The sequence below is a fragment of the Streptomyces sp. NPDC008086 genome (assembly GCF_042957325.1).
Lineage (GTDB): Bacteria > Actinomycetota > Actinomycetes > Streptomycetales > Streptomycetaceae > Streptomyces.
This window is the reverse complement of sequence record NZ_JBIBIA010000018.1, coordinates 84,803-96,136: the sequence shown is the minus strand read 5'-3', so window position 1 is coordinate 96,136 and position 11,334 is coordinate 84,803. Positions and strand designations below refer to the sequence as shown.

General features: G+C 71.0%; 10 protein-coding genes. 7 read left to right on the top strand and 3 right to left on the bottom strand.

The annotated features are described in order from the left end of the window. The first annotated feature begins 151 nt into the window (after positions 1–151). Positions 152–1,327 (top strand): serine hydrolase, encoded by a 1,176-nt coding sequence (locus tag ACFZBP_RS40460; protein ID WP_391420913.1) that lies wholly within the window; start codon positions 152–154, stop codon positions 1,325–1,327. On the opposite strand, the gene ACFZBP_RS40455 is transcribed toward ACFZBP_RS40460, so the two are convergent. Continuing rightward, positions 1,317–1,850 (bottom strand): hypothetical protein, encoded by a 534-nt coding sequence (locus tag ACFZBP_RS40455; RefSeq protein ID WP_391420912.1) that lies wholly within the window; start codon positions 1,848–1,850, stop codon positions 1,317–1,319. The two genes, ACFZBP_RS40460 and ACFZBP_RS40455, sit on opposite strands and share 11 nt — an antisense overlap. Before the next feature lie 90 nt (positions 1,851–1,940). On the opposite strand from ACFZBP_RS40455, the gene ACFZBP_RS40450 reads away from it, so the two are divergent. Next, entirely contained in the window at positions 1,941–3,287 is a 1,347-nt protein-coding gene (locus tag ACFZBP_RS40450) for a diacylglycerol kinase family protein (protein ID WP_391420933.1), read from the top strand. A 265-nt stretch (positions 3,288–3,552) separates the two neighbouring features. Here ACFZBP_RS40450 and ACFZBP_RS40445 read toward each other — a convergent pair whose 3' ends face one another. Together ACFZBP_RS40445 and ACFZBP_RS40440 are read right to left on the bottom strand one after the other, a co-directional pair. Beyond that, positions 3,553–4,743: an extracellular solute-binding protein gene (locus tag ACFZBP_RS40445; RefSeq protein WP_391420911.1), complete on the bottom strand. Its 1,191-nt coding sequence runs from the start codon at positions 4,741–4,743 to the stop codon at positions 3,553–3,555. A 169-nt stretch (positions 4,744–4,912) separates the two neighbouring features. After that, positions 4,913–6,352, bottom strand: a complete 1,440-nt coding sequence (locus tag ACFZBP_RS40440; RefSeq protein WP_383454028.1) for a gamma-aminobutyraldehyde dehydrogenase — start codon at positions 6,350–6,352, stop codon at positions 4,913–4,915. 191 nt (positions 6,353–6,543) lie between these two features. Between ACFZBP_RS40440 and ACFZBP_RS40435 the strand changes: the two genes are divergently transcribed. The 5 genes from ACFZBP_RS40435 to ACFZBP_RS40415 all read left to right on the top strand — a co-directional run bounded on the left by ACFZBP_RS40435 (position 6,544) and on the right by ACFZBP_RS40415 (position 11,316). Further along, positions 6,544–7,062: an Lrp/AsnC family transcriptional regulator gene (locus ACFZBP_RS40435; protein ID WP_383454034.1), complete on the top strand. Its 519-nt coding sequence runs from the start codon at positions 6,544–6,546 to the stop codon at positions 7,060–7,062. Positions 7,063–7,081: 19 nt separating this feature from the next. After that, positions 7,082–8,455: an aspartate aminotransferase family protein gene (locus ACFZBP_RS40430; RefSeq protein ID WP_383454037.1), complete on the top strand. Its 1,374-nt coding sequence runs from the start codon at positions 7,082–7,084 to the stop codon at positions 8,453–8,455. Between the two features lie 172 nt (positions 8,456–8,627). Beyond that, on the top strand, positions 8,628–9,368 hold the full coding sequence (locus tag ACFZBP_RS40425; protein ID WP_391420910.1) for an ATP-binding cassette domain-containing protein: 741 nt from the start codon (positions 8,628–8,630) through the stop codon (positions 9,366–9,368). After that, positions 9,350–10,786, top strand: coding sequence for a hypothetical protein (locus ACFZBP_RS40420; RefSeq protein ID WP_391420909.1), 1,437 nt, complete (start codon positions 9,350–9,352; stop codon positions 10,784–10,786). The genes ACFZBP_RS40425 and ACFZBP_RS40420 overlap by 19 nt, the downstream gene beginning before the upstream one ends. Before the next feature lie 110 nt (positions 10,787–10,896). Further along, positions 10,897–11,316 (top strand): VOC family protein, encoded by a 420-nt coding sequence (locus ACFZBP_RS40415; protein ID WP_383454454.1) that lies wholly within the window; start codon positions 10,897–10,899, stop codon positions 11,314–11,316. Positions 11,317–11,334: the final 18 nt, after the last annotated feature.

Below are 11,334 nucleotides of genomic sequence, written 5' to 3'. Positions count from 1 at the left end.
CCGTACGGGCGATCCCTTACAACACCCTTGTTCTGTACGACACTTGCTCCGGGGCCGGCCCAGGGTCGGGCCCCTCCTCGCCGACGATTCGGCCGGGTCCCTCCCGCCCCGACGATGATCACGCACTTCCCGTCGATCTCAGGAGCAGAAGATGCCCGTACGCCCGTTTCCCGCCCTTGTCACCTCCGCGCTCGCCCTGACCCTGACCGCTCTGCCGCTGGCCGGGGTGGCGTCCGCGCGACCCGCCTCGTCCGCGTCGCCCTCGTCGTCGTGCTCCGCGCAGGCGATCGAGGCCGCCAAGCCGGACGGCCCGGACGTGAAGGCCCTGTGCGCCGCGCTCGCCGGGCTGCCCGACCAGGACGCGACGGCCGCGCTGATCCGAGTGGGCGGCAAGGGCAGCTGGCACGGGGTGGCCGGCGTGCGGGACATGAGAACGGGGGCGCCGGCGCTGGAGAACGCCCGCTTCCGGGCCGGTTCGACGACGAAGATCGTGACGTCGGCGCTGGTGCTCCAGCTCGCGGCCGAGGGGCGGATCTCCCTCGACGGGACGGTGCAGCGGTATCTGCCGGGCCTGCTCACGAAGGACTTCGCGCCGATCACCGTACGGCAGCTGCTGAACTTCACCAGCGGCCTCCAGCCGGGCGCCTCCCTCGGCGAGGACGTGGACGACGGCTACGCGCACCGCTTCGAGACGCTGACCCCCGAGGAGGTGGTGGCCGCGTCCGTCGCCAAGGGCCCCGACCCCGACCACGCGCCCGGCGAGCACCAGCGGTACGGCAACATCCACTACACCGTGCTGGGCATGCTGATCGAGAAGGTCACCGGCGACTCGTACGCCCACCAGGCGGCCGTACGGATCTTCCGCCCGCTCGGCATGCGGCACACCTCGTTCCCGGCCGGCCCGGACCCCCGCGTGCACGGTCCGCACAACCGCGGCTACGACTGGATCGACGGCCGGCTCGTCGACGTGACCGAGTGGAACATGTCCGACCGGTTCGCGGCCGGCGACATGATCTCGACGACGGCGGACCTGGAACGGCTGCTGTTCGCCCTGTTCCGCGGCCGGGTGGTGCCCGAGCCGCAGCTGAAGGAGATGTTCACCGTCCCGGCCGTCGACGGGGCCACGATGAGCGCCGGGCTCCAGCGTTACGAGCTGAACGGCAAGGTCATCTGGGCCAAGACGGGCGCCCGCCCGGGCTATCACACCGTCGTCGCGGCCACCCGTGACCTGTCCCGCACGGTGGTCTACTCGGTCAACTCGACCGATGCGAAGGGCGACGGCCTGGCCATCGCCCAGCGTTTCGCCTTCCCCGCGTTCAACCGCTGACGGCGACGGAGGCCGGCGGCACCACCGGTGCCGTCAGCGCCTCCAGCCGCTTGATCCTCTTCCATACGACGTACAGCGGGATGATCCCGAAGACCCCGAAGGACATGTCGATCACCGACCACCAGAAGGGGATGCCGCGGATCGGCCCGCAGATCAGGGCGAGCGGGATGATACCGGCGCAGGCGATCATCCCGAACTCGACGACCCAGATGTTGCGGACCGGGTCGCGGTAGGGGCCGTAGAAGGCGACGGCGATGACGAGATGCGCGAAGGCCAGCCAGTCGGTGCCGTAGAGGAGGAAGGGGTGGTCGGCGTCGGCGGCGTCGAGGCCGCGCCGCACCCGCTCGATCCAGTCCATGAGGCCCGGCAGGTGCTCCGGCACGGACAGGGCGCGCAACAGGTCCTCGGTCCAGCGCAGTTCGTGGACGAGGGGGAAGGCCGTGGCGCCGCTGAGCACCAGGCAGACGACGAAGAAGGCCAGCCAGACGCGGATGCCCTTGAGCAGGGCGGCTCTGTCGCTCATGGGGTCACCCTACGCCCATGATTGAACGTGTTCAAAAACACCCTCCGGCCTCGGACCGGTCCTACGATGTCCGCGGTGAACGGAGGAATCATGGCCCTGGACTTGAGCGGGCGGGCCTACCGCGCACAGCGGTGGGCGGCGCGGACGGCATTGGCCGCCGCGGGGCTCGCGGTGCTGGTGCCGCTCGCCTACGGCGGCATCGGCGGGGTTCTGCTGCTGGTGGCGGGCGCGGCGGGGCTGGGCCTCAGTGCGGTCGCGGTGTGGTGGACGCTCACGTTGCGCGGTCCGCTGCGCTGGGCGGCCGCCGTCGTCGCCGTGGCGCTGCCCGCCGCCCTCATCGCCCTGTTCGCGGCCACCCTGTTCTGGGCGCTGCTGACGTCCGTGGCGCTGTGGGCGGTGGCCGTGTGGAGCGGCCGGTACGCGCTGCGGGGCACGGGCAGTTCGCGGGTGCGGGTGATGAGGGAGCGCAAGGCGCCGCCACCGAAACGGCCGTACCTGATCATGAACCCTCGTTCGGGCGGCGGGAAGGTGGTCCGCTTCGCGCTCCAGGAGAAGGCCGAGCGCCTCGGCGCCCGGGTCATCCTCCTCGACCCCGACGAGCACCAGGACGTCACCGCCCTGGCCCGCAAGGCCGTGGACGAAGGCGCCGACCTGCTGGGCGTGGCGGGCGGCGACGGCACGCAGGCGCTGGTCGCGGGCGTCGCCGCCGCGTACGACATCCCGTTCCTGGTGATCAGCGCCGGCACCCGCAACCACTTCGCCATGGACCTGGGCCTGGACCGCGAGGACCCCTCCAGTTGTCTCGACGCGCTCACCGACGGTGTGGAACTCCGGGTCGACCTCGGCTACGCGGGCGGCCGGCCCTTCGTCAACAACGCGTCCTTCGGGGCGTACGCGGCCATCGTGCAGAGCCCCGGCTACCGGGACGACAAGATCGGCACCAGCCTGGAGCTGCTGCCCGACCTGCTCACCCGGCAGCAGGGCGCGCGGCTCACCGCCCGCGCGGCGGACCGGACCCTCGACGCGCCGCATGCCGTGCTGGTCAGCAACAATCCCTACCGCACGGACGACCCCTTCGGCCTCGGCCGCCGTGACCGCCTCGACGCCGCGGTCCTCGGCGTCCTCGGCATCCGGGTGGACAACGCGGCCGAGGCCGCCGGCCTGCTCCTGGACCCGGCACCGGGCGGCCTGACCATCCTGACCGCGCCCCACGTGGTCGTCGAGGCCGACCGCCCGGAGATCGAGGCCGGCGTCGACGGCGAGGCCCTCGTCCTCCCCACCCCGGTCCACTGCCGCATCGCCCCCGGCGCCCTACGCGTCCGCGTCCCCCGCAAACGCCCCGGCACCCCCCAGCCCCGACCCCGCCTGGACTGGCGCCGCCTGCGGAAGCTGGCGGCGACGGTGGGGCGGACGGCGGTGCATCACCGACGGCCCTGACCTCGCCCGGGGCGCCGGTCACCCGCCGGATGGTGCAGTGTGCACCACGGCGCCGGTGAAGACGGGAGTGACGGCGTTGGCTCCCGAAGGGCGATCGCGCTTCACCACCACACGCGCCCGCCTCCCGCCCGCCGCAACACCGTCGAACGCCGCATCGCCCGGGCCGACGCTCTGTCAGCCACAAAACTCGACGACAACCCGGCCCAGCTCGCGGCAGCCTTGCTGATCCTCGACCTCCGAGACCAGGAAGAGCAGTAGGCCCCGCCTACAACCCCGCGATGGAGTTCCACCGCTTCGCGAACCCCGCCCGCTCCCCCGACGTGATGTCCCGCGCGACGGCCAGGCGTCGGCGCATCGCCGGGTCCGGGAAGATCAGCGGGTCCTCGGCCAGCGCGGCCGTCTCCTGGTCCTTGGCGGAGGCGAGCACGTCCTGGGCGGCGGGGACGGGGCAGACGTAGTTGACCCAGGCGGCCAGTTCGGCGGCGACCTCGGGCTCGTAGTAGTAGTCGATCAGCCGCTCGGCGTTGGCCTTGTGCCGGGCCAGGTTGGGGATCATCAGGGACTCCGACCACAGCTCGGCACCCTCCTCGGGGACGACGAAGCGGATGTCGGGGTCGTCGGCCTGGAGCTGGATGACGTCACCGGAGTAGGCCTGGCAGGCCAGGACGTCGCCGCTCGACAGGTCCTTGATGTAGTCGTTGCCGGTGAAGCGCCGGATCTGGCCCTTGCGGACCTGTTCCTCGACCTGGTCGCAGACGGTGTGGAAGTCGTCCGCCGTCCACCGCGTGATGTCGACGCCGTTGCCCTGCATGAGCAGCGCGAAGGCCTCGTCGAGACCGGACAGCAGGGTCACCCGGCCCTTCAGGTCACCCGCCCACAGCTCGGACACGCCGCGTATGTCACGCCCCAACCGGCGGCGGTTGTACGCGATGCCGGTGATGCCGGACTGCCACGGCACGGTGAACTTCCGCCCGGGGTCGAAGGCGGGTGAACGCAGCAGCGGATCCAGGTACTTGGTCACGTTCGGCTGCCGCGCCCGGTCCATCTCCTGCACCCAGCCCAGCCGTACGAACCGGGCGCACATCCAGTCACTGATGACGACGAGATCGCGGCCGGTGCGCTGGTGGTTCATCAGGGCGGGGCTGATCTTGCCGAAGAACTCGTCGTTGTCGTTGATCTCCTCGACGTACTCGACGGAGATCCCGGTGCGCTTCCGAAAGCCCTCCAGCGACGGCCGACGCGTCGCGTCCTCGTCGTCCGTGTCGATGTACAGCGGCCAGTTCGCCCACGTCAGCCGTCTGTCGGTGGCGGAGACATCGGTGGCGGCCCGGTCGTCGGGCGACACATAGGCGGGCCGCACTCCGCAGCCGACGAGCCCACCGAGCAGAGCACTCGCACCGAGGGTGCGCAACGCATTCCGGCGGGGCAGCGGGGAGTTGCTCGGGGGAAGGGCCATGCCCGCAGCATGCAGCCGCTGACCGCGGCCGGCCAATGGACGCCCCGTCCAGCAGAACGGTCCTGACCGGACACCCTGTCGATCACGCCCTCGGGGGCGCGGGGCTGTGTCCAACATGCGGCTCCGCCGCGCGTGCGCGACCAGCCCCCACGCCCCCGCGGGCAAGAGACTACGAATCCAGCGACGTCATCACATGCTTGATCCGCGTGTAGTCATCGAACCCGTAACCCGAAAGGTCCTTGCCGTACCCGGACTTCTTGAACCCACCGTGCGGCATCTCCGCGACCAGCGGAATGTGCGTGTTGATCCACACGCACCCGAAGTCCAGCTTCTTCGACATCCGCATCGCCCGCCCGTGGTCCTTCGTCCACACGGACGAGGCCAGCGCGTACTCCACGCCGTTGGCCCACTCGACGGCCTGGTCCTCGTCCGAGAAGGACTGGACGGTGATGACCGGCCCGAAGACCTCCTTCTGGATGATCTCGTCGTCCTGCTTCAGCCCCGACACGACGGTCGGCGCGTAGAAGTACCCCTTGTCACCGACCTGGTGGCCACCGGCCTCGACCTTGGCGTGGGCGGGCAGCCGCTCGATGAACCCGGAGACCTGCTTGAGCTGGTTGGGGTTGTTGAGCGGGCCGAACAGCACGTCCTCGTCGTCCGGCTGACCCGTCTTCGTGTCGGCGGCCGCCTTCGCGAGGGCCTGCACGAACTCGTCGTGGATGCCCTCCTGCACGAGCACGCGCGTGGCGGCCGTACAGTCCTGCCCGGCGTTGAAGAAGCCCGCGACGGAGATGTCCTCGACGGCCTTGGCGATGTCGGTGTCGTCGAAGACGACGACCGGCGCCTTGCCGCCCAGCTCCAGGTGGACCCGCTTGAGGTCCTTGGACGCCGACTCGGCGACCGACATGCCGGCCCGCACGGAGCCGGTGATGGAGGCCATCGCCGGGGTCGGGTGCTCGACCATGAGGCGCCCGGTGTCACGGTCGCCCGTGACGACGTTGAAGACACCCTTGGGCACGATCGAACCGATGATCTCGGCGATCAGGACGGTCGAGGCCGGAGTGGTGTCCGACGGCTTCAGCACGACGGTGTTGCCCGCCGCGATGGCCGGCGCGAACTTCCATACGGCCATCATCATCGGGTAGTTCCAGGGCGCGACCTGCGCGCACACCCCGACCGGCTCACGGCGGACGATGGAGGTCAGGCCCTCCATGTACTCACCGGCCGAGCGGCCCTCCAGCATCCGCGCCGCGCCCGCGAAGAAGCGGATCTGGTCGACCATCGGCGGGATCTCCTCGGAGCGGGTCAGCCCGATCGGCTTGCCCGTGTTCTCCACCTCGGCCGCGATGAGCTCCTCGGCCCGGTCCTCGAACGCGTCCGCGATCTTCAGCAGGGCCTTCTGCCGCTCGGCGGGCGTCGTGTCGCGCCAGCCGGGGAAGGCCCGGGCGGCGGCCTCCATCGCGGCGTCGATGTCCGCCTGCCCGGACAGCGGCGCGGTCGCGTACGCCTCGCCCGTCGCGGGGTTGACCACCTCGGTGGTCCGTCCGTCGGCGGCGTCCCGGAACTCACCGTCGATGTAGTTGCGCAGACGACGCAGCTCGGTGCTCACTGCCGGCCTCCTGTCAGGTCTCACTGCTGCTGGCTGTCAGTCCTGGTTGTCCAGTTACTGAGACACCCACCCTAGTCGGCCGAGCCACGTTTTCAACACCCCCGATCGCGCCAAGGCTGCGAAATCCGCAAGTCTCGGTCTCATAAACAACGAATTTCATCGCTCCGGCCTTGCGGAACTGTCGAGACGTCGTGCACAGTGACGTCGTGGCCAGTCGAAGCGCAGAGCACAGGGACTCCCGCGAGTCCAGGAACGGCGGCGGTCCCCAGCTGGACGCCGTCTCCCTCGCCATCATCGAACAACTCCAGGAGGACGGCCGCCGGCCGTACGCCGCCATCGGCAAGGCTGTGGGCCTGTCCGAGGCGGCCGTGCGCCAGCGCGTCCAGAAGTTGCTCGACCAGGGCGTGATGCAGATCGTCGCCGTCACGGACCCGCTCACCGTGGGCTTCCGCAGGCAGGCGATGGTCGGTGTCAACGTCGAGGGCGACGTGGAGTCGGTCGCCGACGCCCTGACCGCCATGTCCGAATGCGAGTACGTGGTGATGACCGCCGGGTCCTTCGACCTGATGGTGGAGATCGTCTGCGAGGACGACGACCACCTCCTCGACGTCATCAACCGCCGCATCCGGGCCGTCCCCGGAGTGCGCTCGACCGAGAGCTTCGTCTACCTCAAGCTCAAGAAGCAGACCTACATGTGGGGAACCCGATAACCGTGAGGACCCGATAACCGTGAGCAGCAACAGCCCTCAGGACCTCAGCAGGACCGCGTACGACCACTTGTGGATGCACTTCACGCGCATGTCCTCGTACGAGAACTCCCCCGTCCCGACCATCGTCCGGGGCGAGGGCACCCACATCTACGACGACAAGGGCAAGCGCTACCTCGACGGGCTCGCCGGCCTGTTCGTGGTTCAGGCCGGACACGGCCGGGTCGAGCTGGCCGAGACGGCGTTCAAGCAGGCGCAGGAGCTGGCGTTCTTCCCGGTGTGGTCCTACGCGCACCCGAAGGCCGTGGAGCTGGCGGAGCGGCTGGCCGACGAGGCACCGGGCGACCTCAACAAGGTCTTCTTCACCACCGGCGGCGGCGAGGCGGTCGAGACCGCCTGGAAGCTCGCCAAGCAGTACTTCAAGCTGGTCGGCAAGCCCACCAAGTACAAGGTGATCTCCCGCGCGGTGGCGTACCACGGCACCCCGCAGGGCGCCCTGTCCATCACGGGCCTGCCCGGTCTGAAGGCCCCGTTCGAGCCCCTCGTCCCGGGCGCGCACAAGGTCCCGAACACCAACATCTACCGCGCCCCGATCCACGGCGACGACCCGGAGGCCTACGGCCGCTGGGCCGCCGACCAGATCGAGCAGCAGATCCTCTTCGAGGGCCCGGACACGGTCGCCGCGGTCTTCCTGGAGCCGGTGCAGAACGCGGGCGGCTGCTTCCCGCCCCCGCCCGGGTACTTCCAGCGGGTGCGCGAGATCTGCGACCAGTACGACGTACTGCTGGTCTCCGACGAGGTCATCTGCGCCTTCGGCCGCCTCGGCACCACCTTCGCCTGCGACAAGTTCGGCTACGTCCCGGACATGATCACCTGCGCCAAGGGCATGACCTCGGGCTACTCCCCGATCGGCGCCTGCATCGTCTCCGACCGCCTCGCCGAGCCGTTCTACAAGGGCGACAACACCTTCCTGCACGGCTACACCTTCGGCGGTCACCCCGTGTCGGCCGCGGTGGGCCTCGCCAACCTCGACCTGTTCGAGCGCGAGGGCCTCAACCAGCACGTGCTCGACAACGAGGGCGCCTTCCGCGCGACCCTGGAGAAGCTCCACGACCTGCCGATCGTCGGCGACGTCCGCGGCAACGGCTTCTTCTACGGCATCGAGCTGGTGAAGGACAAGCACACCAAGGAGTCCTTCAACGAGGAGGAGACCGAGAGGGTTCTCTACGGCTTCCTCTCCAAGGCCCTCTTCGACAACGGCCTGTACTGCCGTGCCGACGACCGCGGCGACCCGGTCGTGCAGCTCGCGCCCCCGCTGATCTCCAACCAGGAGACGTTCGACGAGATCGAGCAGATCCTGCGGGCGACCCTGTCGGAGGCGTGGACCAAGCTCTAGCCGCGACGGCGGGGGTGCACCCGTAGGAGTGAGAAGGGTGCACCACCCGCCGCGTGCTGTCCCTCGTTCCGGTCCCGGATCCTTAGCGTGCCTGGTAACCGATCGGCCCTGTCTTCGTTCCCCCGCACGGGGGAACGGCACGGGAACTACGGATCTGACGAGGTGTACGCCCATGGAGGCTCCGCCGGACAACGACGTGCTCTGGGCACGCGCGCTGCACTTCACGCACCACGACGGCTCCCCCGCGCTCGGCGGGGTCTCGCTCGGAGTGCGTGAGGGCGAGATCCTCGCCGTCACCGGCCCGCGCGGCAGCGGCAAGACGGCTCTCCTGCGGTGTCTGTCCGGCCTGGTCACGCCGGTGCGCGGCGAGGTCTGGTTCAACAGCGTCCCGGTGCACACCATGGGCCCGCTGGCCCGCGAACGGCTCCGCCGTGACCGCTTCACCTGGATCGACCCGACCCCGACGCTCGTCCCCGAGCTGAAGGTCTGGGAGAACGCCGCCCTCCCCCTGATGCTGCGCGGCACCAGCCGCCGCCGCGCCAAGACGGCCGCGCTGGAGTGGCTGAACCGCCTGGACGTCGGCGAGTCGGCCCGCAAGCGCCCGCACCAGCTGATCCACGCCGAACGGCAGCGCGTCTGCATCGCCCGGGCGCTCGCCCCCTCGCCGACGGTCCTGTTCGCCGACGAACCGACGGCCCCGCTGCACCGCGCCGACCGCGCCCACGTCCTGCGCACCCTGACGTCAGCGGCCCGCTCGCACGGCATCACCGTCGTCCTGACCACCTACGACGTGGAGAACGCGGCCTTCGCCGACCGCACCATCGCCCTCCTCGACGGACGGCGCGTCAACACGGTGCACCTACCGCCGGTCACCGCGACGGAAGGCCGGGCGGCGTGCTCGCTCTCCGTCTGACCCGAATCGCGCAGCCCGCCGTACAGCTGCGCCGTCTGCTCGTGGCGGCGGCCTCGGCGGGCACGGGCTTCCTGCTGCTGTGCGCGCTCGCCTACGCGCTGTCCCACGCCGACCCCGGCGCGTCGATCCTGCGCCTGGCCTGGTGCCTGCCCCCGCTGGCCGCGACGATCCACCTCGCGGTGGCCGTGGCCCGCACCGACCCGGGCACCACCCCCCGCCCCGGCCTCGCGGCGATCGGCCTCGGCCCGGCCCGCCTGATGCTGGTCTCGGCCACCACCACGGCCCTGTCCTGCACCCTCGGCTCGATGCTCGCCCTGCTGGTCTTCCTCCATCTGCGCGGCGACCTGACCGGCATGCCCTTCGACGGCGCGGCCGCGCAGTTCCTGGCAGCGCAGGCCCCCCTCCCCCTGCCGGCCGCCCTGACCCTGCTGACCCTGGTCCCGGCGACCGCGTCGACGACGGTGGCCCTCACCCTGCGCCCGAAGGAACCCCGGCCCTCCGGGGCACGGGGCGCCCAGGGGAGGTCGTACGGCCGCTTCGGGGCGTACGGCAGGGCGGTGGCGCGGGAGACGTTCGGGGCGTACGGGCGCTTCGGGGCGCGACGGCGCGGGGCCCCGGAGAAGGGCGGCGTCGAGCCGGGGCCGGAGCCGGGGCCGGAAAGCGAACCGCCCACCACGCCGACCGTCACACAGGCCGCCACTCCGACCGGCACGCAGGCCGCCGCTGCGACCACCACACCCCCCGCCACGCCGACCGCGGCCGAGGAGACGGCCGCGGCGCCGGACCCTGTGGCCCACCTCCCGGCCCCCCGCAAACCCCCCGCCGGCCTCCCCTGGGGCATCGCCATCCTCGCCGGGGGCCTGGCCGTGGAGGCCTACGCCGCCCGCGCGGCGACCGGCGCCCTCACCCTGCCCTCCGCCCTGCCCACCGGCCCCGCCGGCGTCCTGGCCGGCTGGCTCCTGGCCGCTCTCGGGCTGGCCCTCGCCGCCCCCGGCCTCACCCACTTCTGCGGCCGGCTCCTGCAGTCCGTACGCCCGGGCGCCGTACGTCTCCTAGCGGGCCGGGTCCTGATGGAGGAGGCCACCCGCATCGGCCGCCCGCTCGGCGTGGTCTGCGCCGTGGCCTCCGCGGCGTACGCCATGGCCACGCTGTCCGCCCCCGCGGCCACCGCCGCCGTCGGCCCCCTCACCACCCTCGGCGCCGTCCTGGTCACCGGCTGCACCGTGGCCACGCTGCTCACGGCCGCCGTGGAGGCCAAGCAGGCCCGCGCCGACACCACGGCCGCGCTGCTCCGCCTCGGCGCCCCCACCACGCTGCTGCGCAGCGCGGCTGCCCTGCGCGCCGGCGCCCTGCTCGCCTTCTTCTGCCCGCTCACCCTGATCGTGGCCGAGCTGGCCGCGCTGCCTCTGGCACGCTGAGAGAGCCGCGGGAAAACCCGTACGAAAAAAATCTCCGTCCGGCGATGAGTTCCGCCCGGACCCCCGGTCTACCCCATCAAACAGCAGGCACCCCGATGGGAGAGACCAAGATGACCGCCCCCGCGTACCAGCAGATGATCTTCCTCAACCTGCCCGTGAACGACCTCGACGCCTCGAAGAAGTTCTTCACGGAGCTGGGCTACTCGATCAACGAGCAGTTCAGCGACGACACGACGGCCTCTGTCGTGATCAGCGAAACCATCGTGGCGATGGTGCACACCCACGAGAAGTACGCCCAGTTCACGAAGAAGCCGATCGCGGACGCGACGAAGACCAGCGAGGTGCTGATCGCGCTGAGCGCCGAGAGCCGCGCGAAGGTCGACGAGCTGGTCGACAAGGCGCTGGCCGCGGGCGGTTCCGTCACCGGCGAGACCCAGGACCACGGCTTCATGTACGGCCGCGCCTTCGACGACCTCGACGGCCACACCTGGGAGGTCGTCTGGATGGACCCGTCGGCCATCGAGGGCTGACGCGGGGCGTTCCATCCA